The sequence below is a fragment of the Streptomyces sp. CB01580 genome, assembly GCF_001905795.1.
Lineage (GTDB): Bacteria > Actinomycetota > Actinomycetes > Streptomycetales > Streptomycetaceae > Streptomyces.
The window spans coordinates 26286-50951 of sequence record NZ_LIXJ01000025.1; the positions used below are offsets into that span (position 1 = coordinate 26286).

The 24666-nt window shown below is 71.3% G+C and carries 20 protein-coding genes; 7 read left to right on the forward strand and 13 right to left on the reverse strand.

The features are described 5' to 3' along the window. Positions 1–216: 216 nt before the first annotated feature. The 3 genes from AMK22_RS28565 to AMK22_RS28575 all read right to left on the reverse strand — a co-directional run bounded on the left by AMK22_RS28565 (position 217) and on the right by AMK22_RS28575 (position 4561). Positions 217–1128 carry a GNAT family N-acetyltransferase gene (locus AMK22_RS28565; RefSeq protein ID WP_242434168.1) on the reverse strand — a complete coding sequence of 304 codons (912 nt, stop codon included), beginning with the start codon at positions 1126–1128 and terminating at the stop codon, positions 217–219. 130 nt (positions 1129–1258) lie between these two features. After that, positions 1259–3154 (reverse strand): IucA/IucC family protein, encoded by a 1896-nt coding sequence (locus AMK22_RS28570; RefSeq protein WP_073789720.1) that lies wholly within the window; start codon positions 3152–3154, stop codon positions 1259–1261. Positions 3155–3181: 27 nt separating this feature from the next. Further along, positions 3182–4561 carry a diaminobutyrate--2-oxoglutarate transaminase family protein gene (locus tag AMK22_RS28575; protein ID WP_073789722.1) on the reverse strand — a complete coding sequence of 460 codons (1380 nt, stop codon included), beginning with the start codon at positions 4559–4561 and terminating at the stop codon, positions 3182–3184. 343 nt (positions 4562–4904) lie between these two features. On the opposite strand from AMK22_RS28575, the gene AMK22_RS28580 reads away from it, so the two are divergent. Further along, complete coding sequence (locus AMK22_RS28580) at positions 4905–6125, forward strand: trypsin-like serine peptidase (RefSeq protein WP_199883336.1); 1221 nt, start codon at positions 4905–4907, stop codon at positions 6123–6125. A 192-nt stretch (positions 6126–6317) separates the two neighbouring features. Here the strand turns inward: AMK22_RS28580 and hflX are convergent, their stop codons facing one another. The 6 genes from hflX to miaA form a co-directional block, all read right to left on the reverse strand. After that, entirely contained in the window at positions 6318–7838 is a 1521-nt protein-coding gene (gene hflX / locus AMK22_RS28585) for a GTPase HflX (protein WP_073789724.1), read from the reverse strand. Between the two features lie 188 nt (positions 7839–8026). Beyond that, positions 8027–9478 (reverse strand): M1 family metallopeptidase, encoded by a 1452-nt coding sequence (locus AMK22_RS28590; protein WP_073789726.1) that lies wholly within the window; start codon positions 9476–9478, stop codon positions 8027–8029. An 87-nt stretch (positions 9479–9565) separates the two neighbouring features. Further along, positions 9566–11662, reverse strand: coding sequence for a RelA/SpoT family protein (locus tag AMK22_RS28595; protein ID WP_073789728.1), 2097 nt, complete (start codon positions 11660–11662; stop codon positions 9566–9568). A 228-nt stretch (positions 11663–11890) separates the two neighbouring features. Then, positions 11891–12763, reverse strand: coding sequence for a diaminopimelate epimerase (gene dapF, locus AMK22_RS28600; RefSeq protein WP_073789730.1), 873 nt, complete (start codon positions 12761–12763; stop codon positions 11891–11893). A 121-nt stretch (positions 12764–12884) separates the two neighbouring features. Beyond that, the gene (locus AMK22_RS28605; protein WP_073789732.1) at positions 12885–13370 is read right to left on the reverse strand and encodes a hypothetical protein; all 486 of its coding nucleotides are present in this window, start codon (positions 13368–13370) and stop codon (positions 12885–12887) included. 107 nt (positions 13371–13477) lie between these two features. Then, positions 13478–14416 (reverse strand): tRNA (adenosine(37)-N6)-dimethylallyltransferase MiaA, encoded by a 939-nt coding sequence (gene miaA, locus AMK22_RS28610; protein WP_073789734.1) that lies wholly within the window; start codon positions 14414–14416, stop codon positions 13478–13480. A gap of 237 nt (positions 14417–14653) precedes the next feature. On the opposite strand from miaA, the gene AMK22_RS28615 reads away from it, so the two are divergent. Continuing rightward, positions 14654–14926 (forward strand): antitoxin, encoded by a 273-nt coding sequence (locus AMK22_RS28615; RefSeq protein WP_073789736.1) that lies wholly within the window; start codon positions 14654–14656, stop codon positions 14924–14926. Between the two features lie 175 nt (positions 14927–15101). Here the strand turns inward: AMK22_RS28615 and AMK22_RS28620 are convergent, their stop codons facing one another. Continuing rightward, positions 15102–15815 carry a class III extradiol dioxygenase subunit B-like domain-containing protein gene (locus tag AMK22_RS28620; RefSeq protein ID WP_073789738.1) on the reverse strand — a complete coding sequence of 238 codons (714 nt, stop codon included), beginning with the start codon at positions 15813–15815 and terminating at the stop codon, positions 15102–15104. A 119-nt stretch (positions 15816–15934) separates the two neighbouring features. Continuing rightward, complete coding sequence (gene miaB / locus AMK22_RS28625) at positions 15935–17464, reverse strand: tRNA (N6-isopentenyl adenosine(37)-C2)-methylthiotransferase MiaB (protein WP_199883337.1); 1530 nt, start codon at positions 17462–17464, stop codon at positions 15935–15937. Between the two features lie 88 nt (positions 17465–17552). On the opposite strand from miaB, the gene AMK22_RS28630 reads away from it, so the two are divergent. Next, a complete protein-coding gene (locus tag AMK22_RS28630) occupies positions 17553–18551 on the forward strand; it encodes a TAXI family TRAP transporter solute-binding subunit (protein WP_073789742.1) in 999 nt (332 codons plus the stop codon). A 127-nt stretch (positions 18552–18678) separates the two neighbouring features. Here AMK22_RS28630 and AMK22_RS28635 read toward each other — a convergent pair whose 3' ends face one another. After that, on the reverse strand, positions 18679–20073 hold the full coding sequence (locus AMK22_RS28635) for a sensor histidine kinase (RefSeq protein WP_073789744.1): 1395 nt from the start codon (positions 20071–20073) through the stop codon (positions 18679–18681). A 34-nt stretch (positions 20074–20107) separates the two neighbouring features. Continuing rightward, entirely contained in the window at positions 20108–20800 is a 693-nt protein-coding gene (locus AMK22_RS28640) for a response regulator transcription factor (protein WP_073789745.1), read from the reverse strand. Positions 20801–21193: 393 nt separating this feature from the next. Here AMK22_RS28640 and AMK22_RS28645 point away from each other — a divergent pair, with 393 nt between their 5' ends. The 4 genes from AMK22_RS28645 to AMK22_RS28660 all read left to right on the forward strand — a co-directional run bounded on the left by AMK22_RS28645 (position 21194) and on the right by AMK22_RS28660 (position 24570). Continuing rightward, positions 21194–21979, forward strand: a complete 786-nt coding sequence (locus AMK22_RS28645) for an amino acid ABC transporter ATP-binding protein (protein ID WP_073789747.1) — start codon at positions 21194–21196, stop codon at positions 21977–21979. Between the two features lie 107 nt (positions 21980–22086). Beyond that, positions 22087–22929: a glutamate ABC transporter substrate-binding protein gene (locus tag AMK22_RS28650; RefSeq protein ID WP_073789748.1), complete on the forward strand. Its 843-nt coding sequence runs from the start codon at positions 22087–22089 to the stop codon at positions 22927–22929. A gap of 79 nt (positions 22930–23008) precedes the next feature. Beyond that, on the forward strand, positions 23009–23674 hold the full coding sequence (locus AMK22_RS28655) for an amino acid ABC transporter permease (RefSeq protein WP_073789750.1): 666 nt from the start codon (positions 23009–23011) through the stop codon (positions 23672–23674). Continuing rightward, a complete protein-coding gene (locus AMK22_RS28660) occupies positions 23671–24570 on the forward strand; it encodes an amino acid ABC transporter permease (RefSeq protein WP_073789751.1) in 900 nt (299 codons plus the stop codon). The genes AMK22_RS28655 and AMK22_RS28660 overlap by 4 nt, the downstream gene beginning before the upstream one ends. The last annotated feature ends 96 nt before the right edge of the window (positions 24571–24666 follow it).

Consider the following 24666-nt stretch of genomic DNA (forward strand, 5'->3'; position numbering starts at 1 on the left):
CGCGAGCAGTCGGACGGCGGCCCCCTCCCAGACCGCCGGGTTCAGTTCGGGCGTGCTGAGCGGCGCAATGGATTCCGCTGAATCACTCACTGGATCAGTTGCTGAACCAGTCGTGGAATCAGTCGCTGAATCAATGCGCGCGGGATATTTCGGCACGGTGACTCCTCGGGGTGGAACCGATGGGGTTCGAGCGGTGTACGTATCGCAGTCGTTCGTTCACAGGTGGGCCCGGTGGGTTCGGTCGCGGACCATCAGAGCGGCTCGTTTGTCGGGAAGCTCGACCTCCGCGGAGAAACGGAAGCCGGCGCTGAGGAAGGCGGACACGGACGGGGTGTTGCGCAGGTCGGGTTCCGCGACGACGCGCCCGCACAGGGGGCGGTTGTCGAGGATCAGGTCGGCGACGGCCCGGAGGAGGGTGGTGCCGACACCGCGTCCGCGGTCGTCGACTCCTCCGATGAGCAGGTGGATCCCGGTGTCGTGCGGGCGTGCCGGGTAGTGGCGGGCCAGCGGGTCGAGGTCCGCGCGGTAGATCTCCCAGTAGCTCATGGGGATGCCCGCCAGCACCCCGAGGCACGGCACGCTGCGTCCGTCGCCGTCCAGCTGGGGGCGCAGATGGTCCGCGGTGACCGTTTCGGCTCCGGCGAGTTCCCAGAACGCCGCCACCGCGGGGTCGTTCATCCAGCGGCTGATGAGGGCGAGATCGCGTTCCAGTCGCACGGGGACGAGTTGGAACACTCCGGCCGGGGTGTCGGCGGGGCCCCAGTCCGCCGGCCGGTCGAGCAGGCCGGCGTACGCCCCTTTGCTCTCCGGCGTACGTGGGACGGTCGTGCCGGTGGCCTTGATGCGTGCGGCGTACGTCGGGTCCGCGCCGCCCGATGCCGCCGTCACGGATGTCACGGGCGACGCACAGGACACGGGCGAGGCGGACGGCACGGGCGACGAGGCCGACGGCCCGGGCGCGTCCGGCGTCGCGGGGGGTGCCGCGGCGGTGGCCGCGGCGCCCGTGCCGTCCCCGAGCAGGCCGAGGAGTTCCTCGGAGAGCGGCAGGTCCAGGGTGTCCTCGGCGCTCGTGTCGGTCTGCGGGGCCCGGCCGGTACCGGCGCCTGTGGGCGCGTCGGCGGAAGCCATGGTGTCGCTCTCCTCCCGGTGGTTCAGGCGGTGGTCATGGTCGTGCGTCGGTCATGGTCGTGCGTCGGTCATGGGCCTTCGCCGGTCCCGCTCTTTCGCCGGTCATGCGGTCTCCTGTCGTCGCGGCCCTTCAGGCGTGCAGCGGGTTGGCGATGGTGACGTACACGGACTGGGTGTCGACGGGACCGACGAGTTCGTCGAGGCCGTGCAGCCGGGTCAGCAGGTTGGCCTTGCACCGCAGATGGGTGTTGTCCAGGAGGTGCGCGGGCAGCGGGGAGCCGAGTGCGGCGGCCGAGCCGAGGAACCGGCGGAACGCGGCGACGAGGACCCGCTCGTCGACGAGCCGCTGGGAGCCGAAGGCCCCGATCAGCCCGAACACGTTGTTGATCCCGAGGTAGTAGGCGAAGCGTTCGTCGGTGACCTCGTCGGAGACGAAGGTGTCGCTGACCGTTCCGATGCCGGGGAGCCGTCGCTCCAGGGCGGCGCGGTGCGACTCGCGGAAGTAGTAGCCCTGGTTGTCGCGGTACCGGCCGCCGACGGGCCAGCCGTGGCCGTCGAGCAGCACCAGGGTGTTCTGCTGGTGTGCTTCGAGGGCCACGCCCGCGTGGGCGTCGAGCCAGAGCACGGGGCATACGACCCGGTCGAGGTAGCGCAGGAACCACTCGGTGGCCACGGCGCCCACGCCCCTGCCGGTGGCGGCGGAGAGGGAGAGGACGACCTCGGCGAGGCGCGAGTGCATGGCCTTGCGCCCCGGCCACGGACGCGGCGCGGTGAGCCCGGCGATGCAGACCGCGTCGTCGTGCGGACCGAACGGGTTGTGCCGCAGCACCACGTCGAGGCCGGTGACGGGCGCGCCGTCCGGGCCGTCGACGGCGAGCCAGGCGGGGTCGCGGACGATGTCGAAGCCGGGGTGGGCGGCGTGCCACTGTGCGGCGAGCCCGCTGCGCAGCAGGCGGTGGACCTCCACCCCGCGGTGGAGCTCCTTGCGGAGGTTCTCACGACGGGAGTTGGTGATGCGCAGCCCCAGGGAGAGTTTGAGCATCAGCTCGGCACCGGGCCGGTGCACGGTGCGGACGGAGGAGGTGGGGTGCCAGTGCCCGCCGTACGGTCCGAGGTCGCGGAGGAGCCCGGCGTCGAGCAGGGCGGCCGCTTCGGGCCGGTGCAGCAGGTCGCGGGCCTGCCAGGGGTGGAGCGGGATCGGTGCGGTGTTCTCGGGGAGGCGCAGCCCTTCGGCCTGGGCGGTGAGCAGTTCCGTGGCGGGCACGGGACGGCCGCGTTCGGTCCAGGCGGAGTCGGTGGCCAGGACTGACCGGTCGACGGCCATCCAGTGCAGTGGGAAGGAGCCGTACGACTCGGGCGAGTAGCGGCGGGCCTCTGATTCGGAGAGCCCCTCACGGCTCTTGGGCGTCGGGTGGAGCGGGTGGCCGAGGAGCAGCGACTGCTCGGCCGTGAGAAAGAGGTCCGCCGCGGCCGGCGGCTCGGGGGCGCGCCGCCGCTCCGCGATGAAGGCCGCGGTGCGGCGGACCGAGTCGGCGACCCGCGCCACCATGTCGGCCCCCTCGTCGCGGTCGGCCTCGCGGCCCAGCAGGGCGGCGACCGTGACGGCGTCGACGGACGGCGCGCTGTCGGGCGTCCCTTCCAGGACGGGCGGTCCGAACCGGTGCCAGCCCATGACGGACCAGTGCGCGACGGGGACGAGCAGCGCCGTTCCGCTCGCGGGGAGGGGGACGCGCAGCACGTCCGCCTCGGGGCGGGCCAGGCCGCTCTCACGGACCCAGCAGCGGAGGAGGTTCTCGACGCCCGCCGCGTCGGCGGCGCGCAGCGGGTCCGGGTGGTCGAGATGGTCGAGGCGGTCGTCCGGCGTCGCATCGGCGGTCCGGGCCGGCGGGGCGTACCGCTCGTCGTCCGGTGCGGCCTTCTGGCGCGGCACGGTGGGCTCGACGAGGAGGCTTCCGGCGGGTCCGGCCTCCGCTCGCTGCGGCATGGGGGGCGGGCCATCGGCCTGGGGCGGGGGGGTGGGGTTCACTGCGGTCTTCCTTGTGAGGTGGCCGGGTCAGTGGATCGGCCCGGTCGCGATCCGGCGGTGCGGCAGTCGCTCGGCGGCTGCCAGGGCGTCGGCGAGACGGTCCACGACCGCCGTCGCCTGTTCGTCGGTGAGGGTGAGGGGCGGCAGGAGGCGTACGACGGTGGAGTGGCGTCCGCCGAGTTCGACGATGAGACCGCGGCGCAGGCATTCCTGCTGGACGGCGGCGGCGAGCGCGGGGGCGGGCGGTGGCTCGGGGCCGCCGTCGGGCGCGGCGGCCTCGGGGTCGACGAGCTCCACCCCGATCATCAGTCCCCGGCCCCGGACGTCCCCGACGCACGGATGGTCCGCCGCCAGGCCCTGGAGTCGGGCGAGCATCCGGGCCCCGAGCGTCGCGGCGCGCTCGGCGAGGCGGTTCTCCCGTACATAGGAGAGAGTGGCGGTTCCGGCGGCCATCGCGAGCTGGTTGCCCCGGAAGGTGCCGGCGTGCGCTCCGGGCTGCCAGGTGTCGAGCGCGGAACGGTAGACGACGACGGCGAGCGGGAGGGAACCGCCGATGGCCTTGGAGAGCACCATCACGTCGGGGGTGATCCCGCTGTGCTCGACCGCCCAGAAGGCGCCGGTGCGGCCGACGCCGGTCTGGACCTCGTCGGCGATCAGCGGCACGGACCGGGCGCGGGTGATCTCGCGCATGCGGCGCATCCAGTCGTCGGGGGCCGGGATCACCCCGCCCTCCCCCTGGACCGGTTCCAGGATCATTCCGGCCGGGGCCGGCACGCCGCCCTTCGGATCGTCCAGGAGGTTCTCGGTCCACCGGGCGGCGATCTCCGCGCCGCGCTCTCCCCCGGTCCCGAAGGGGCAACGGTAGTCGCGGGGGAACGGCAGGCGCGTCACCCGTACGTCCTCGGCACCGCCCGAGGCGGCCAGGGCGCCCTCGGTCATGCCGTGGTAGGCGCCCGTGAAGGCGAGGAGTCCGTCGCGGCCGGTGGCGGCACGGACCAGTTTGAGGGCCGCCTCGACGGCGTCCGTCCCGGCGGGTCCGCAGAACAGGATCCGGGCGTCGTCGGCGAACCTCCGCGGCAGGGTGGCGAACAGCTCGGTGGTGAACGCGTCCTTGACCGGGGTGGCGAGGTCGAGGACGTGCAGGGGCGCGCCCGAGTCGAGCACCTTCCTGATGGCCTCCAGCACCACCGGATGGTTGTGGCCGAGCGCCAGCGTGCCGGCTCCCGAGAGACAGTCGAGATACCGCCGCCCGTCCGCGCCCTCGATGGTCATCCCCCTGGCGCGCACCGGGACGATGGGCAGTGAGCGCGCGTAGGTACGGGCGGCGGACTCGCGCATCGACTGACGGCGCAGGATCCCCTCGTACGCCGTCGGTGCTGCCACCGGAGCTGGTTCGGTCACGGCCACGGCTGTCGGTCCTCCCGCTGGAACGGTTGCGTCGCACGTCGGTGGGTCGGTACGTCGGTGCGCGGACGGACGGACTCCAGGGATGAACGCCCTCCCCGGGATCCCTCGCACGTACCAACGACGCCGGGCCCGGCGGATCACGGGTATATCCGAAGATCCTTGCGGGGGTGGAACCACGGACCTGCCTCACGCCGTCCCCACCGGCACCGGCATAGTGGGGGGCCGCACCAGGTGCTCGGGCGACCTTCCGCATGCCGACAGGGCGTTCGAGGTCGTTGGCCCGCAACAGCGCCGAAGTGCCGTACCGAAGTGTTGAGTTACGAAGTCCCAGGGGGATCACCACATGCGACTCAGTCGACCGGCTCTCGCCGCACGCCGGAGGGGTGTGCGGCGTACACGCTTCTCGCTGCCGGCCGTGACCGCGGTCACCGCGGTCCTCGCGCTCACCGCCACCGCCTGCGGACCGGAGGAGGACACCGGGGGCGACAAGCCGAACGCGGCGGCGACCCAGGCGTCCGACGGCAAGATCACCATCCCGGACGATCTCAAGGAACGGCTCAAGGACCGCGGGATCGACCTCGACCGGTGGCGGAACGGCGAGTGGAAGAACTGGGACAAGGAGAAGTGGCTGCGCGAGGCCAGGGACTTCGTCAATCCGATCATCGAGGACCTCTGGGACCCCGACCGGATGCGGGACGCCGACAAGGCGCCGGAGCGGCCGGTCGAGAACGACATCTCGGGCGATGTCGGTGTGACGGACCCGACGCCCGCGCCGGTGCGCGCCGTCGCCGTCGGAACGCCGTACCACTCCAGCGCCGCCGAGTCCGGGAAGCTCTTCTTCGACGGCCCCGAGGGCTCCATGGTGTGCTCCGCGACCGTGGTGAAGGACCCGGCGCACCCCGGTAAGTCGAATCTGGTGTGGACGGCGGGGCACTGTGTGCACGCGGGCAAGAAGGGCGGCTGGTACCGCAACATCGCCTTCGTGCCGTCGTACAACAACGAGGGTCTGCCCACGGCCGCGCTGAAGAAGGCGACCAGGGAGCAGATGGCCCCCTACGGCGTGTGGTGGGGGCAGTGGGCGCAGACGTCCGACCAGTGGATCTCCCAGGGGTCCTCGGTCGGTGGGCAGGGCGCGCCGTACGACTTCGCGGTGCTGCGCGTCACGCCGGAGAAGGGGTCGACGGGCAAGTCCCTGGAGGAGACGGTCGGTTCCGCGCTGCCCGTCGAGTTCGACGCCCCGGCCGTGTCGAAGATCGGCACCATGACCGCCACCGGTTTCCCGGCGGCGCCTCCGTACGACGGCCAGAAGGCGTTCCGTTGCGAGGACGAGCCGGGCCGGCTGTCGTTGGCCGCACAGGACCCCACGATGTACCGCATCGGCTGCACAATGACCGGCGGCGCCTCCGGCGGTGGCTGGGTCGCGACCGGCCGGGACGGCAAGCCCGCGCTGGTCTCGAACACCTCCATCGGCCCGGTGACGGCCGGCTGGCTGGCCGGACCGCGGTTCGGCAAGGAGGCCGAGGGCGTCTACGAGGCGGTCAGCAAGAAGTACGCGGGACAGTGAGGACGAGCCGTCACCGGGCCGGTGTCCGGTGACGGCGTCGCTTCACGGTGACGACGCCCCGTTCACGATGACGGCGTTGCGACCGGGCGCGTGACGCGCGGCCCGGCGGCGAAGGCCCGCTCCCCTGGAGGCACATGTGCCTTTCGGGGAGCGGGCCTTCGGTCCGTACCGGGTGATGATTCCGCCGCGCCGTCAGTGCGCCACGGGAACGAACGCGGAGAGCTCCGCGGCCAGTTCCTCGTGCACCCGGGCCTTGAGGAGGGTGCCCTCCGACGTGTGCTCCTCGGAGATCAACTCGCCCTCGGCGTGCACGCGCGAGACGAGACCGCCCCGGGTGTACGGCACGAGTGCCTCGATCTCGACCGACGGTCTGGGCAGTTCGGTGTCGATGAGCGCGAGCAATTCGTCCATGCCGTCGCCCGTGCGTGCCGAGACGGCGATCGCGTGCTTCTCGATGCGCAGCAGTCGCTGGAGCACCAGCGGATCGGCGGCGTCCGCCTTGTTGACCACCACGATCTCGGGCACGTCCACCGCGCCGACGTCGCGGATCACCTCGCGGACCGCGGCGAGCTGTTCCTCCGGGGCCGGGTGGGAGCCGTCCACCACGTGCAGGATCAGGTCGGACTCGCCGACCTCCTCCATGGTGGAGCGGAACGCCTCGACGAGGTGGTGCGGCAGATGCCGTACGAACCCGACGGTGTCGGCCAGGGTGTAGATCCGGCCGCTCGGCGTCTCGGCCCGGCGCACGGTCGGGTCCAGGGTGGCGAACAGCGCGTTCTCCACCAGGACGCCCGCCCCGGTGAGCCGGTTGAGCAGCGAGGACTTGCCCGCGTTGGTGTAGCCGGCGATGGCGACCGACGGCACCTTGTTGCGCTTGCGCTCCTGGCGCTTGATCTCGCGGCCGGTCTTCATCTCCGCGATCTCCCGGCGCATCTTCGCCATCTTCTCGCGGATCCGGCGCCGGTCGGTCTCGATCTTGGTCTCACCGGGGCCACGGGTCGCCATGCCTCCGCCGCCGCTGGAACCGCCGCCGCCCATCTGTCGGGACAGCGACTGACCCCAGCCGCGCAGGCGCGGCAGCATGTACTGCATCTGTGCCAGGGAGACCTGTGCCTTGCCCTCTCGGGACTTGGCGTGCTGGGCGAAGATGTCGAGGATCAGGGCGGTCCGGTCGACCACCTTGACCTTGACGACATCCTCCAGATGGATCAGCTGGCCGGGGCTGAGCTCACCGTCGCAGACGACGGTGTCGGCCCCTGATTCGAGGACGATGTCACGCAGCTCCAGCGCCTTGCCGGACCCGATGTAGGTGGCCGGGTCGGGCTTGTCGCGGCGCTGGTAGACGGCGTCGAGCACCTGGGCGCCCGCCGTCTCCGCCAGCGCGGCGAGCTCCGCCAGGGAGTTCTCCGCCTCGCGGGCGGTCCCCGAGGTCCACACGCCCACCAGCACCACGCGCTCCAGGCGCAGCTGGCGGTACTCGACCTCGGTGACGTCCTCCAGCTCGGTGGAGAGACCGACCACCCGTCGCAGCGCGGCGCGCTCGGAGCGGTCGAACTGGTCGCCGTCCCTCTCTCCGTCGATCTCGTGGCTCCAGGCGACGTCCTCTTCCATCAGGGCGTCGGCCCGAAGGCCCTCTGTGAGGCTCTCGGTGGTGTTTTCCGTAGCACTCCGCGCGTACCGCGCGTCCTGGGGAAGGGAAGAAGAGGAGGTCATTGGATCCTTACGTCGATGGAAGTCCGTTACATCTGTCACAACGTGTGACCTCTGCCGATGATTCCCGGTGCGGCGAATCATCGGTCCGGCCGCCGTGGCGACCCGTTGATAGTGGCACGGCCGCTCCGGGCTCGTCACCCGAGTTTGCCCCGACCGGGCCGCTCTCGTGGCCGCCCGTGCGCCCCGCGTCACCGGCCGTCCGGGGCGGCACTGCGCCAGTCGGGGTGTCCTGGCATCGACGGGGTCCTCTCGCCGTACAGCCAGCCGTCGAGGAACGAGGTCAGATCGCGGCCCGCGATCCGCGACGCCAGCCGGACGAAGTCCGCGGTGTCCGCGGTGGAGTCCCGGTGCTTCCTCACCCAGCTCCGCTCCAGCCGGTCGAACGCGCTCGCGCCGATCTCCTGACGCAGGGCGTACAGCACCAGCGCGCTTCCGTCGTACACCACCGGCCGGAAGAGGCTGAGCTTCTTGCCCGGCTCGGGCGTCGTGGGGCGGGCCGGCGGTCCGCCCGCGGCACGCCAGCCGTCGGACCGGACGTAGGCGTCGTGCATCCGGCTCTCCAGCGACTTCCCGGCGTGCTCCTCCGCGTAGCGTGCCTCGTACCAGGTGGCGTGTCCCTCGTTGAGCCACAGGTCGGACCATGTCCGGGGCGAGACGCTGTCGCCGAACCACTGGTGGGCCAGCTCATGCACCATGATCGATTCGACGTACCAGTCGGGGTAGCCGTCCCCCACGAACAGGGACCGTTCGAAGAGGGAGATCGTCTGGGTCTCCAGCTCGAAGCCGGTCCGGGTGTCGGCGACGAGCAGTCCGTACGTCTCGAAGGGGTAGCGGCCGACCTGCCGCTCCATCCACGCGATCTGTTCCGGGGTCTTGCCGAGCCGGTGTTCCAGGCGCTCGCGGTCGGCGGTCGGGACCACGTCGCGCACCGGCAGTCCGCGCGGTCCGGTGCGGTGAAGCACGGTGGACCGGCCGATGCCGACCTGGGCCAGTTCGGTGGCCATGGGGTGCTCGGTGCGATACGTCCAGGTGGTCGTGTCGCCGTGCCGGGCGGCGGCGACGAGCAGTCCGTTGGCCACCACCGTGAGGCCCTTGGGCGCGGTGACCCGGAAGGTGAAGTACGCCTTGTCGGCGGGGTGGTCGTTGCCCGGGAAGACGCGGTGGGCGGCGTCGGCCTGGTTGGCCATGGCCAGGCCGTCGGCGGTGCGTACCCACCCTCCGGGGTCCTGGGCGCCCCCGGGGTCGCTGGTGTGGTGGACGGTGATGCGCAACGGCGCTCCGGGCGGGAGGTGACCTGGCGGGCTGACGACCAGGTCCTCGCCCACGGTGGCGAATTCGCTGCGCAGACCGTTGACCGTGACCGCGCGGACGGTGCCGTGGGTGAAGTCGAGGTTGATCCGGTCCAGCGGTTCGGTGGTCCGGGCGTCGATGGTGGTGACGGCGTCCATCGGTCGGCTGTTGTTGCCGTGGTAGGCCAGTCCGATGTCGTACGAGAGGACGTCGTATCCGGGGTTGCCGAGATGAGGGAAGAGCCGGTCGCCGATGCCGAGCGGCACGGGCGACGGGAGGGCGGCGGCGACGAGGGCGGCCGACGCGACGGCCAGCAGAGCGGCCCGCGCACGGCGGGAGATGAACGGCATGGACTACCGCTATCAGCGACGCCCGGGCGGGCAGGCGCGGCACGCGCCGCACCACTCGAACGAGGTCCCCGCGGCGCGGCGCGAGGATCAGACGGCGCCCGCGGGGTGCCGGGCGCGGCTCACGTCGTACACCCCCGCCACGTCGCGCATCGCGCGCATCAGCGCCGGAAGTCCGGCGGCGTCGGGGAGTTCGAGCGTGTAGGTGTGCCGGACGCGCTGCTCACTGGGGGGTTCGACGGTGGCGGACACGACGGCCGCCCCCGCCGTCGCGATCGCCTCGGTGAGGTCGGCGAGCAGCCGGGGGCGGCCGAACGACTCGGCGACCAGCGTGACCCGGCACGCGGCCGCCTCGCCCCAGCGGACGCCGACCGACGTCCGGCCGGTGGACCGCATCCGGGCCGCCCCGGGACACTCCCGCCGGTGCACGGTGACCGTGCCGCCGCGGACGACGAAGCCGGTGACGTCGTCGGGGGGCACGGGGGTGCAGCAGCCCGCGAGGCGCACGGTGGCGTCCGGCCGGTCCACCACGGCGCCCGCGGTCGCAGGGGTCCCCTGGGGCTGCGGTTCGGGCCTGGGTCCGGACGGCCGGCCGCCGTGCGGTCCCTGGGGCGGCTCGGGGTGGGCTTCCAGCCAGCCGGCGATGGCGATCCGGGCCGCGGGGGTCCGGGCGTGGTCGAGCCAGGCGCGCGAGGGGCCGGAACCGGCGTCCTCGGCGAGCAGCGGCTGCACCGTGTCGCCGTCGCTCAGCATGGTGCCGAGGGTGGCGAGCCGGCCGTTGACCCGGGCGCCGACGCAGTTGTGCGCCCGGTCCCCGTACTGCGCGTAGGCGGCGTCGACGCAGCTGGCTCCGGCGGGCAGTCCGAGCGTGCCGCCGTCGGTGCGGAAGACCGTGATCTCTCCGTCCTGGGCGAGGTCGGCGCGGAGCGTGGTCCAGAACGTGTCGGGGTCCGGTGCCGACTGCTGCCACTGCAGGAGCCTGGACAGCCAGCCGGGCCGGGTCGGGTCGGCGCGTTCCCCGTCCGCGGGTTCGGCGGCCTGGGGTCCGAAGCCGCCGTCCGCCGCGTACGGGTTGCCGAGGGCGATGACGCCGGCTTCGGCGACCTTGTGCATCCGGTGCGTGCGGACGAGGACTTCGGCGACCGCGCCCTCGGGGCCGACGACGGCGGTGTGCAGCGACTGGTAGAGGTTGAACTTGGGCGCGGCGACGAAGTCCTTGAACTCGGAGATCACCGGGGTGAAGCAGGTGTGCAGCTCGCCGAGCACGGCGTAGCAGTCGGCGTCCTCACCGACGAGGACCAGCAGGCGTCCGAAGTCGGTGCCGCGCAGTTCGCCGCGTTTGGTCCTGACCCGGTGCACGGAGAAGTGGTGGCGCGGTCTGATGAGGACCTCGGCGGGGATGCCCGCCTCCCGCAGCACCGCCGCGACGTTCTCGGCGATGGGGGCGAGCGGGTCGGGTCCGGCGGCGGCGATCAACGCCCGGGTCCGTTCGTACTCCTCCGGGTGGAGGATCGCGAACACGAGGTCTTCGAGTTCGGTCTTGAGCACCTGCACGCCGAGCCGTTCGGCGAGCGGGATCAGCACGTCACGGGTGACCCGGGCGATCCTGGCCTGCTTCTCCGGGCGCATCACACCGAGGGTCCGCATGTTGTGGAGCCGGTCGGCGAGCTTGATCGACATCACCCGGACGTCGTCGCCGGTGGCCACCAGCATCTTGCGGAAGGTCTCGGGTTCGGCCGCCGCGCCGTAGTCGACCTTCTCCAGTTTGGTGACGCCGTCGACGAGGTAGCAGACCTCCTTGCCGAACTGCTCCCGCACCTGATCGAGCGTCACTTCGGTGTCCTCGACGGTGTCGTGGAGCAGCGAGGCGGTCAGTGTCGTGGTCTCGGCGCCGAGTTCGGCGAGGATCAGGGTGACGGCGAGGGGGTGCGTGATGTACGGCTCGCCGCTCTTGCGCATCTGCCCGCGGTGCGAGGACTCCGCGAGCAGATAGGCGCGGTGCAGGATGGAGAGGTCGGCATCGGGGTGGTGGGCGCGGTGCGCCTCGGCGACATGGCCGATCGCGTCGGGCAGTCGGTCACGGGGTACGGAGCCGAGGAGCGCGACGCGGCCGAGCCTGCGGAGGTCGATCCGGGGGCGGCCCCGCCTGCGGATGGGAGTACCAGGGTTGGCGGCCTCTGCGCTCATGGGGGGTACCTCCGGCGACGTCGACCGGCAGGGGTAAGGCGCGGTCGCACCTCCGGGCCGGTGCTTGATGCTACCGAGCCCACCACGTGGCGGAGTCCGCCTCTTGCCCAGCGTGAAACGGATCACCCATTCGAGCGAAGCCTTGGGCCTTGCCGTTTCGGTCATGTCAGGCATCGCCCGTACGCCACCGCCCGGCCGGTGCGCGGCGGTGGCGCCCGCTCGGGCCGTCTACGCGGGCCGGGCGGCGAGCCAGGCCGGATCGATGACGCCCTCGGCGACGATCACGGCGGGACCGGTCATCTCGATCTCGCCGTCCGGGTGCTCGGTGATGACGAGCGTGCCGCCGGGCAGGTCGACCGTGTACGTGACCGGAGTACCGGTCTGCGCGGGGTCGACGCCGTCCCTGCGGGCCGCGGCGACGGCGACGGCGCAGGCGCCCGTGCCGCAGGAGCGGGTCTCCCCCGAGCCGCGCTCGTGGACCCGCATGGCCACATGGCGGGGACCCCGGTCGACGACGAACTCGATGTTGACGTCGTCGGGGTAGACGGCCGCGGGGCTGTAGGACGGGGGGGCCAGCAGGGCGCCGGCGTGCTCCAGTTCGTCGACGAAGGCGACGGCGTGCGGATTGCCCATGTTCACGTTGCGGGCGTCCCAGCCGCGGCCGTCCACGGTGACCGTGACCCCGTCCTCGGGCAGGGTCGCGCGTCCCATGGAGACGGTGATGTCGCCGTCCTTGGCGATGTGCACCTTCTTGACGCCACCTCGGGTGGCGACGGCGAGGCCGCCCGCCTCGGCGTGGCCGGCGCGCTGCAGATAACGGGCGAAGACGCGTACGCCGTTGCCGCACATCTCGGCGACGGAGCCGTCGGCGTTGCGGTAGTCCATGAACCACTCGGCCTCGTCCGCCATGGCACGCGCCTCGGGATGCGCGGCGGACCGTACGACGTGCAGCAGCCCGTCCCCGCCGATACCGGCCCGGCGGTCGCACAGCCGGGCGACGACCGCCGGAGGCAGGTCCACGGCGTCGTCCGGGTCGGGAACGATCACGAAGTCGTTCTCGGTGCCGTGGCCCTTGAGGAAGGTGATCTGCGAGGTGGTCACAGGGCAACTGTACGAGGCGGCGGCGACGCCCGCCGGAACCGGGCCGGGCGGAGCGCCGGGGCGGGTCGGGCACGGGACGCGGCCGGTCACCGGGCAGCGCCGGAGGGGCCGTCGGAGCAGGTCAGCGGAGCCGGGCCACGCGCCCGACGGCCAGGGCGACCAGGACGAGGCAGACGGCGACGTACAGGGCGACCACACGCCAGTCGGGCCGTTCGCCCGTGCCCCGCTGCGGCAGTCCGGGCCAGGTGTAGCCGACACGGCGGGCGGCCATCATGCCCCAGCCCGCGGCACAACCGCTGATCAGCAGGCCCAGCATGGCGACGACCGCGCCGCCGTCGCCGAACTCGAAGGCGAGCGGGAAGGCGAACATCAGCGAGCCCAGCGCGGCGAGCACGACGATGGGCGCGAGCTGCCAGATGCGCATCCGCCGGGCGGGCCGCAGCTCGACCTCGACCTCGGCGGGCACGTCGAGTTCGTCGGGCCCGTCGGGGCTCAGACGCCCCGGTTCGTGGCCCGTCCCATGCGCCGTCGCGTGCCCCTGGTCGTGCGCGGGCGCGTGTCGCGTGTCCGGTGCGTCGTCTTCCGTGTCGCGAGGGCCGGCCTCCATCGCCACGCGCCCTCCCAACTCGGACTCCACTGATCGATCGATGCTCGATGATGGCACGCCCCGAGGCACCGGAATGACGGGCGGGGCGTCCCGATGCCATCACGTGATCAGGCTGTGACCGCTCGTTCGACCAACGCCAGAGCCTGGTGCGGGAGTTCCCCGCGGTCCTGGGCGGCACCGCTCAGCCAATGGACCCGCGCGTCGCGGCGGAACCACGAGTCCTGACGGCGCGCGAATCGTTTGGTGGCGCGAATCGTCTCGGCACGCGCCTCCTCCTCCGTGCATTCCCCGGCCAGCGCGGCCAGCACCTGCTGGTAGCCGAGCGCCCGGGACGCGGTCAGCCCGTCGCGCAGACCGCGCGCCTCCAGGTCGCGCACCTCGTCGACGAGTCCGGCCTCCCACATCCGGTCCACCCGCAGGGCGATGCGTTCGTCGAGTTCGGGACGGGCCACGTCGACGCCGATCTGGACGGTGTCGTACACCGCATCGTTACCCGGAAGGTTGGCGGTGAAGGGCCTGCCGGTGATCTCGATGACTTCGAGGGCCCGGACGATCCTCCGGCCGTTGCCCGGCAGGATGGCCCGGCCCGCCTCGGGGTCGGCGGCGGCGAGCCGGGCGTGCAGTGCCCCGGGACCGCGCTCGGTCAGCTCCTCCTCCAGCCTGGCCCGCACCTCCGGATCCGTGCCGGGGAACTCCAGGGCGTCGATGGCACCCTTCACGTAGAGACCGGAGCCGCCGACCAGGACGGGGGTGCGCCCTGCCGCGAGCAGTCGGTCGATCTCCCCGCGGGCCAGTCGCTGGTACTCGGCGACGCTGGCGGTCTCCGTGACGTCCCAGATGTCCAGCAGGTGGTGCGGGACGTCCCCGCGCTCGGGGAGCGTCAGCTTCGCGGTGCCGATGTCCATGCCCCGGTAGAGCTGCATGGAGTCGGCATTGACCACTTCGCCGTCGAGCCGCTGAGCGAGGAACACCCCCAGATCGGACTTTCCGGCAGCGGTGGGGCCGACGACGGTGATGACCCGCGGTGCGGGAGCTGAGCTTGTCACCGCCCCAGTCTCGCAAACCTTCCGCCGTGTTCCCGAACGAGTGCGGCGGCCCGGGGCGGGCGCCGGTCCTGCGGCGCCGAACGGAGCGAATCCTCGCTCACACCAGTAGAATTTGTACGTGAATACGGGCGTTTTTCATGGTTTGGAATTCGACTGCGGAGCCGGTGGGCGAAGTGGTCGGCGGCCGGACCGGACAGAACGCCCGGCCATGGTTTCTTCCAGCAGGGAAGGTGCCCGATGGGCTTCCTGGACACTTTGAAGGCCAAGCTGAGCCCCGCCAGGGAAAAGGTCGGCGAACTCGCGCATCAGCACGGGGACAAGATCGACCACGGACTCGACAAGGCGGCACGGACGGTCGACGAAAAGACCAAGGGCAAGTACAGCGAGAAGATCGAGTCCGGCACGAGAAAGGCCAAGGAAGCGGTCGACCGCCTGTCCCACAAGCACGAGGACGGTGCGCCCGAGCGCGGGGACGACACGCCGCCGAGCGCGCCACCGCCCGCTTCGTGACACTCGGCCGCTTCGTGGCGTCCCGCCGACGGGGACGTCCGGCGGGACGGGAGAACCGCGCCGACGGGCGGCCGCGCGGTGCGAGGACCGCACGGCCGCCCGCCGCACGCGTGCCTCCGTGCGGTGCCCTCCCGGTACGGATCCCGGGGCCCGGCGGACGGCTCCCGTCGGGGTCTCAGGACCAGGCGGCGACCATGTAGCCGACGCCGTACGGGGCGTCGTCGTAGAGCAGCCGCCCGCTCAGGTCGGCCCTTTCGGCCGCGCCCGCCAGGACCTGCCACGGCGCGCGGCCGGCCGCCTTCAGTTCGTATGCGAGCGACGCGTCCAATGCGACCAGGGCACCGGGATCGGCCGCGCCCAGGGCGCGCGCGGCGGCGGCGTCGAACGCCTCTGCGCGCTCGTCCAGGTAGCCGGGGGCCTTGAGCGTGCGGCAGGCGCTGCCGTCGCCCATCACCAGCAGCGCCACCCGGTCCGCCCGGGCGGCCAGGTCCCGCCCCGAGCTCACGCAGCGTTCGGTCTCCAGGGGCTCCCCCACGCCGAGACCTTCGACGGGTGCGTCCGACCAGCGTGCGTCGGCGAGCAGCCAGGCGCCCACGGCCAGGGACGGCGGCAGCGGACGGTCCGCCACCCGCCCCAGGTCGCGCCCGAGCCGTACGCCGAGGTCGACGCCGAAGCCCCGGAACGTGGCGGTGGCACCCTCGGAGTGCGGTCCCCGGCCCGCGTGGGCGGCGGGCCCGACCACGATCAACAGGTCGGGCCGGGCGGTGGCGAGCACGTCCACGGCATCGGCGCACGCCTTCCGCAGCGCGTCGAGCTCGGGCGCGGCACCGGCGGCGACCTCGGGTACCAGCAGGGGCGGACAGGGGCAGACTGCGGCGGCGACAAGCATGGTCGGCAGCGTACTGCGTGAGCACACGACTCCGGCCGGCCGTCGCCGCCCCGCGGCCGGTCCGCCGTCATCGCCGGAGCGGGCGGGCGCCGGGCTCAGGGAGGTCGCCCGACACGCTCTCAGTCGCAGCCGCAGCCGGGGGCCGCCGCGGCCGGCAGCGGGGCCGGGGCGCCGATGCCGGGCAGCCCCAGCATCACTCCGGCCGGCTTGGCCGCCTCGGCGGCGTTGCGCTTCTCCCAGGCGTCGCCGGCCCGGGTCCGCCGCACGCCCACCGCGGGTCCCTCGGCGAGCAGGTGGTGCGGGGCCGCGTACGTGACCTCCACCGTCACCACGTCGCCCGGGCGCACCTCCTCGTCGGGCTTGGTGAAGTGGACCAGGCGGTTGTCGGGGGCGCGGCCGGAGAGGCGGTGCGTGGCGCCGTCCTTGCGGCCCTCGCCCTCCGCGACCATGATCTCCAGCGTCCGGCCGACCTGCTTCTTGTTCTCCTCCCAGGAGATCTCCTCCTGGAGGGCGGACAGGCGCATGTAGCGCTCCTGGACGACCTCCTTGGGGATCTGCCCCTCCATCTCGGCGGCCGGGGTCCCGGGGCGCTTGGAGTACTGGAAGGTGAAGGCGTTGGCGAAGCGCGCCTCGCGGACCACGTGCAGGGTCTGCTCGAAGTCCTCCTCGGTCTCACCGGGGAAGCCCACGATGATGTCGGTGGAGATGGCGGCGTCCGGCATCGCGGCGCGCACCTTCTCGATGATGCCGAGGAAGCGCTCCTGGCGGTACGAGCGGCGCATCGCCCTGAGCACGGTGTCCGAGCCGGACTGCAGCGGCATGTGCAGCTGGGGCATCACGTTGGGCGTCTCGGCCATGGCCGCGATCACGTCGTCCGTGAAGTCGCGCGGGTGCGGGGAGGTGAAGCGGACCCGTTCCAGGCCCTCGATCGTCCCGCAGACGCGCAGCAGCTTGGAGAACGCCTCCCGGTCGCCGATGTCCGAGCCGTACGCGTTCACGTTCTGGCCGAGCAGGGTGATCTCCGAGACGCCCTCGGCGACCAGTGCCTCGATCTCGGCGAGGATGTCGCCGGTGCGGCGGTCCTTCTCCTTGCCGCGCAGCGCCGGAACGATGCAGAAGGTGCAGGTGTTGTTGCAGCCGACGGAGATGGAGACCCACGCCGCGTAGGCGGACTCGCGACGCGTGGGCAGGGTGGAGGGGAACGCCTCCAGGGACTCGGCGATCTCGATCTGGGCCTCCTCCTGGACGCGGGCGCGCTCCAGCAGCACCGGCAGCTTGCCGATGTTGTGCGTGCCGAAGACGACGTCCACCCAGGGGGCCCGCTCGACGATGGTGGCCCGGTCCTTCTGCGCCAGACAGCCGCCGACGGCGATCTGCATGCCGGGGCGCCTGGCCTTCATCGGGGCGAGCCTGCCGAGGTTGCCGTAGAGCTTGTTGTCGGCGTTCTCCCGCACCGCGCACGTGTTGAAGACGACGACGTCGGCGTCCCCGTCGGAGCCCTCGGCTGCCCGCACGTAACCCGCGCCCTCCAGCAGACCGGACAACCGCTCGGAGTCGTGGACGTTCATCTGGCACCCGTAGGTGCGGATTTCGTAGCTCTTGGGTGCTTGGACGTCCACTGCGAGGCTCCGGTCGCTGCTGCTGGTCATCCCTCAAGGGTAGGCGGTCCCGGGAGCGCTTCCCGCTCCGGAGCCCCGGCCCTGGTCATCGCGGGGACGGGCTGGCAGGATCGCCGCCATGCTCCAGGCACTCTCCCGTATCGGCCGCCGGCGCGCCTTCCGGGCGGGTGCCGTCCTCGTCGTCGTGCTCGGGCTGTTGCTGTGGTGGCTGCTGCCGCTCGGGAAGCCGGTGCCGAGCGGGACGCTGACGTTCAGCACCGGGGTGCGCAGCGGGGTCTACCAGCGCTACGGCGAGCGGCTGATGGGCGACCTCGCCAGGGATCTGCCGCAGGTGTCGATCCGGCTGCGGACCAGTGAGGGTTCCCAGCAGAACATCGCGCGGGTGGCGACCGGGAAGGCCGACTTCACCATCGCCACCGCCGACGCCCTCGCCACCTATCTGCGCGACCACGGTCCGGGCGCCGACCGGTTGCGGGGCTGCGTGCGGCTGTACGACGACTACATCCAGCTGGTGGTGCCCCGGGACTCGCCGGTGCGCCAGGTCTCCGACCTGCGCGGCCTGCGCATCGGGGTGGGGCAGCCGGGATCGGGGGTGCGGCTGGTGGCCGACCGCGTGCTGGCGGCCGCCGGACTGGACCCGAACGACGATGTGACACCGGTGCCCGACGGCATCGACACCATGCCGAGGCAGCTGGAGACCGACCGGCTCGACGCCTTCTTCTGGTCGGGCGGACTGCCCACCTCCGCCGTGCAGGAGCTGTCGGACCGGTTCGCGGTCCGGCTGGTGCCGCTGGAGGCGTCGCTGGTCAAGGAGCTCCAGGCGGTGGGCGGGGCCGCCCGCCACTACCGGTCGGCCATGATGCCCGCCGACGCCTACCGCAACGCGCAGCAGGGTCAGGCGGTGCCGACACTGGCGATCGCCAATGTCCTGGTGACCACCGACCGCACGGATCCGTCGATGACCGCGGCGTTCACCCGGACCGTGATCGACAGCCGGGACCGGATCGGGCGCGAGGTGCACGCGGCCCAACTGGTGGACCTGCGGACGGCGATCTATACCGATCCGTTGCCGTTGCACGAAGGGGCCAAGCAGTACTACCGCTCGGTCAAGCCGTGACCGGTGGTGCGTAGTGCGTGGTCCGTGCCCCTCGGTCCGTGACGCGCGCCGGCTCGTACACGGGTCCCGCCCGGCGGCGACCTGGTCGTACCCGGTCGTGCCGTGACCGCGCACACGGTACGGCCGCTCAGCCCTGCGGGCCGTTGCGCGGCACCGTCATCGTCACGCGCAGCCCGTGCGGTTCGTTGGCCGTGTAGTCGAGGGAGCCGCCGCCCGCGGCCAGGAGGGCCTTGGAGATGGAGAGTCCGAGACCCGACCCCTTCACGTTCTGGTGCTGCGTGCTGCGCCAGAACCGGTCCCCGACGCGTTCCAGCTCCTGCGGGGTGAGGCCGGGGCCGTGGTCGGCGACGACCACCGTGACGTCGTCGCGTCCGGAACCGACCGTGACCAGGACCTCCTCCCCGGCGGGGGTGAACTTGAGCGCGTTGTCGATGACGGCGTCGAGGGCGCTCGACAGCGCGATGGGGTCCGTCCAGGCCGTCACCGCGGTCGGTCCGTCCGACCGGAGCCGCACCCCCTTGTCGTCGGCGACCGGACGCCAGGAGGCGACACGTTCCTCCGTGAGCGCGCCGATGTCCGTGAGTCGCAGGTCGGCCGCGGCGTGCTCGGCGAGCGCCAGGTCGAGCAGGTCGTCCAGGACCTGTGCGAGGCGCTTGCCCTCCGTGCGCACGGAGGCGATCTCCTCGTTGCCCTCGGGGAGTTCGAGCGCGAGGAGCTCGATCCGCAGCAACAACGCGGAGAGAGGGTTGCGCAGTTGGTGCGAGGCGTCGGCGACGAAGGCGCGCTGCTGCTCCAGCACGCTCTCGACGTTGTCGGCCATCTCGTTGAACGAGCGGGCCAGACGCCTGAGTTCGGGCGGGCCGCCGGAGGCCGCGACCCTCGACCTCATCCGGCCGCTGGCGATGTCGTGGGTGGCCGCGTCCAGGGTCCGTACCGGCAGCAGCACCCAGCCGGTGAGTCTGATCGCGGCGCCGACCGCCACCAGCATGGCGATCGCCTCGCCCGCGGCGATCAGCAGCCAGCCGCGCAGCGTGCGCGCGCGCATCTCGGACGTGGGCGAGTCGATGACCACGACGGCGACGACGTCGCCGTCCCGTACGACGGGCGAGGCGATGACGATCCTGCCCCGCTGCCAGGGCCAGACCTGCTGCGGATCGTGGCTGCGGCGCCCGAGGAGCGCCTCCTGGAACGCCTCCCGCCCCTCCCCGTCCAGGGGCAGCTGCCAGTCCGCCGGGGCCTTGGCCATGGCGCTGTCGTCGCGGTAGAGGACGCCGGCGTGGATGCCGTACACCGAGTCATAGGTGTCGAGTTCGCCCCTCAGGGTGTCGCGTCGCTCCTCGTAGCCGGGAGTGCGTTCGGCGACGAACTGGGCGAGCGCGGCGAACCGCGCGGCGTCGTCGATGCGGTCGATGACGACGCGCTGCTGCTCGGCGTTGGCCACGCTCACGGCCAGCGGGAAGCCGAGGGCGAGCAGCACGCTCGCCATGAGCACGATGAGAAGGGGAAGCAGCCGGGTGCGCACCTGGGACGTAGGCCTCTGTTCGTCTCCGCCGCCGCTACGCGGCCGGGTCGACGAGGCGGTAGCCCACCCCGCGCACCGTCTCGATCAGTGCGGGCAGCCGCAGCTTGGAACGCAGGGACGCGACGTGCACTTCGAGCGTGCGGCCCGTGCCCTCCCAACTCGTGCGCCACACCTCGCTGATGATCTGCTCCCTGCGGAAGACCACACCGGGCCGCTGGGCCAGCAGCGCGAGCAGATCGAACTCCTTGCGGGTGAGCTGGATCTCCGAACCGTCCACACTGACCCGGCGGGTCGGCAGCTCGATCCGGACGTTCCCCAGGCGCAGCGCGGCGACCGGTGTGGACACGGTGTCCTCGCCGACCGACGTGCGCCGGCTGACGGCGTGGATGCGGGCGAGGAGTTCGCCGGTGTCGTACGGCTTGACCACGTAGTCGTCGGCCCCGAGGTTGAGGCCGTGGATCCGCGAACGGACATCGGCGCGGGCGGTCACCATGATGACCGGTGTGGACGTGCGCTTGCGGATCTTCCCGCACACCTCGTAGCCGTCCTGGTCGGGCAGGCCGAGGTCGAGGAGCACCACGCCGAAGGGTTCCGTGTCCGCGGGCAGCAGCGCCTGGAGCGCGTCCTCGCCGGTGCGTGCGTGCACGACCTGGAAGCCGTGCCGGGCGAGTATCGCGGAGAGCGCGGCCGCGACGTGGTTGTCGTCCTCGACGAGCAGCAGTCTCATGCGCCCTCCTTCCGTGGTGCGATGGTGCGGTGCCGGTCGCCGCGGGATGCCCGCGGCCACGGGTGTCCGTGCGGCGCGCGTGCGAAGCCCGTGCCGCTCCCGGTGTCGTGTTTCGTACGCCTCTGGTCACTTCCCCGTACGGAGGTGTTTCACGTGATGGCGTACCAGGGCATCCACTCCGATGAGCGGTACGCCAGTCAAGAGCCCGCCCGTCGCATCGGGCCATCTGTTATCCACCCGGTACGCCCGGGGTGTCCCGCCCGCATCCCTGGTCACAGGGCGTGTCCGGGCGCCACCGGATCGTTATCCTCAATTCTCGCTCAGATGTGATGACGCTGGTCGCACCGCAACCCTAGGGTCCTTCCCAACCGAGGAGGACGGAGCAAGAAGCCGATGAGCGGAGTTTCAGTGACCAAGGGCGCCGAGGACGCCGCACCCGCGGCGAACGACCTTGTCGTACTGAGCAACGTCAACAAGCACTTCGGCGCGCTGCATGTGCTCCAGGACATCGACCTGACCATCGCCCGCGGCGAGGTCGTGGTCGTCATCGGGCCCTCCGGGTCCGGGAAGTCCACGCTGTGCCGCACGATCAACCGCTTGGAGACGATCGACTCGGGCGACATCTCGATCGACGGCAAGCCGCTGCCGCAGGAGGGCCGGGAGCTGGCACGGCTGCGTGCCGATGTCGGGATGGTTTTCCAGTCGTTCAATCTCTTCGCGCACAAGACGGTGCTCGAGAACGTGATGCTGGGTCAGATAAAGGTCCGCAAGACCGACAAGAAGGCCGCCGAGGACAAGGCCCGTTCGCTGCTGGAGCGGGTGGGAGTCGCGACGCAGGCCGACAAGTACCCGGCCCAGCTCTCCGGCGGTCAGCAGCAACGCGTGGCCATCGCCCGGGCGTTGGCGATGGATCCCAAGGTGATCCTCTTCGACGAGCCGACCTCCGCGCTCGACCCGGAGATGATCAACGAGGTGCTGGACGTCATGCAGCAGCTCGCCCGGGAGGGCATGACGATGGTCGTGGTCACGCACGAGATGGGCTTCGCGCGTTCGGCCGCGAACCGGGTCGTCTTCATGGCGGACGGGAAGATCGTCGAAGAGGCCACGCCCGACCAGTTCTTCAGCAACCCGCGCAGCGACCGGGCCAAGGACTTCCTCTCGAAGATCCTTCACCACTGATCGGAACCGATCGACCGGAATCGATCGGCCCGAGCCGATCGATTCCTCACCGCCGGTCCGTGAACCGGCCGGTCACCCGCATCGCGTCAACTTTAGGGAATGTCATCATGCAGCTTCGTAAGGTCACCGCCGCCTCGGCCGCCGTGCTCGCTCTCGCCCTGACCGCCACCGCCTGTGGTTCCGACAAGAAGGACGGCGGTTCGGCCGGTTCGGGCAGCGGAAAGATCACCATCGGCATCAAGATCGACCAGCCCGGTCTGGGGCTGAAGACGCCGGACGGCAAGTACACCGGCTTCGACGTCGACGTCGCCACGTACGTCGCCAAGGAGCTCGGCTACGACGCCAAGGACATCGTCTTCAAGGAGACCAAGAGCGCCGACCGCGAGACGGCGATCGAGCGCGGTGATGTGAAGTTCATCGCCGCCACCTACTCGATCAACGACGAGCGTCTGAAGAAGGTCGACTTCGCCGGCCCGTACCTGCTGGCGCACCAGGACATCCTGGTCCGCGCCGACGACGACTCGATCAAGTCGCCGGAGGACCTGAACAGCAAGAACCTGTGCTCGGTCGCCGGTTCCACCTCGGCACAGAACGTCAAGGACAAGCTGGCCCCGAAGGCGGAGCTCCAGACCTACGGCGGCTACTCGGAGTGCCTGACCGGCCTGGAGAACAAGGTCATCGACGCCCTGACCACCGACGACTCCATCCTGGCGGGCTACGCCTCGCAGAAGGAGTTCCAGGGCAAGTTCAAGCTGGCCGGCTTCAAGATGACCAACGAGAACTACGGCATCGGCCTGAAGAAGGGCGACGCCGACCTCAAGAAGAAGATCGACGACGCGCTCACCAAGATGGTCTCGGACGGTTCCTGGGACAAGGCCGTGAAGGACAACTTCGGCCCGGCGAACTACAAGAACGAGCCCGCCCCGAAGATCGGCAACGTCGTCAAGTGAAGCAGGGCTGACCGGGCGCGCCGTCCGTGAACGACGGCGCGCCGAGCCCTCCCTCCGACACGCGGAAGCGCGGGAGATCGTGTTCGACTTTCTTGAAGGTTACGACCTGCTGGGGGCCTTCTGGGTGACGGTGCAGCTCACCGTCTACTCCGCCCTCGGCTCCCTCATATGGGGAACGCTACTGGCCGGCATGAGGGTCAGCCCGGTCCCCCTGATGCGCGGCTTCGCCACCGCGTACGTCAATGTGGTCCGGAACATTCCGCTGACCGTGATCATTCTGTTCTCGTCCCTGGGTCTGTACTCGACGCTGGGCGTCAAGCTCGGTGCCGTGGGCACCGAAGACGTCAACTTCCGTCTGGCCGTGCTCGCCCTGGTCGCCTACACCGCGGCCTTCGTGTGCGAGGCGCTGCGCTCCGGCATCAACACGGTGCCGGTCGGCCAGGCGGAGGCGGCCCGTGCGCTCGGACTGAGCTTCACGCAGGTGCTGAGCCTGATCATCCTCCCCCAGGCGTTCCGTGCGGTGGTCAACCCGCTGTCCAACGTGCTGATCGCACTGACGAAGAACACCACGGTCGCCTCCGCGATCGGTGTCATCGAGGCCTCGTACCTGATGAAGGACATGATCGAGGCCGAGGCCCAGCTGATCCTGATCTCGCTGGTCTTCGCGTTCGGCTTCGTCGTTCTGACCCTCCCGACCGGCCTGATCCTGGGCTGGGTGAGCAAGAAGGTGGCGGTGAAGCGATGAGTTCCGTCCTCTACGACGCCCAGGGACCGCGCGCCAAGCAGCGGAACGTCCTGTACACGGTGCTGTTCGTCCTGGGCGCCGCGGCCGTGGCGTGGTGGGTGTACGACGGCCTGGCCGAGAAGCACCAGCTCGACTGGATCAAGTGGGAGCCCTTCTTCACCAGCTCCCAGCCGTGGGAGACGTTCATCTGGCCCGGTCTCCAGAACACGCTCAAAGCGGCGTTCTTCGCCCTGATCATCGCGCTGCCGCTGGGTGCCCTGTTCGGTATCGGCAGACTGTCGGACCACCGCTGGGTGCGGATGCCGGCCGGCTTCGTCGTGGAGCTCTTCCGCGCCGTGCCCGTGCTGATCCTGATGATCGTCGCGAACGCGGTGTACGCGGAGTACACCACCATCGACACCGACGTGCGTCCGCTGTACGCCGTGGTGACCGGTCTGGTGCTGTACAACTTCTCCGTGCTCGCCGAGATCGTGCGGGCCGGCATCGAGTCCCTGCCGAAGGGTCAGGCGGAGGCGGCCAAGGCGCTCGGCATGCGCAAGGGCCAGGTCATGGTGTTCGTACTGCTGCCACAGGCGGTGACGGCCATGCTGCCGGCGATCGTCAGCCAGCTCGTCGTCATCGTGAAGGACACCGCGCTCGGTGGCGCCATGATGACCTTCCCCGAGCTGCTGGCGTCGGTCCGTCCGATGAGCGCCAACTACGGCGCCAACACCATCGCGTGCTTCACCGTCATTGCCGTGATCTTCGTGGCACTGAACTTCGCGCTCACCTCGTTCGCGAGCTGGCTGGAGCGGTGGCTGCGGCGCAACAAGAAGAGCAAGGGAACCGCGCCGGGGGGCGCACCGGAGACCGTCGGTGAGCCGGCGCTCGTCGTCGACGACGGGCGCGCCGTCTGACGGTTCGTCGCATCGTATGCCTGAGGGGCGGTGGCTGATCAGCCACCGCCCCTCGCCGTCGTCCGGCGTCGCTTGACGCGGGCACCGGCAGTAGGT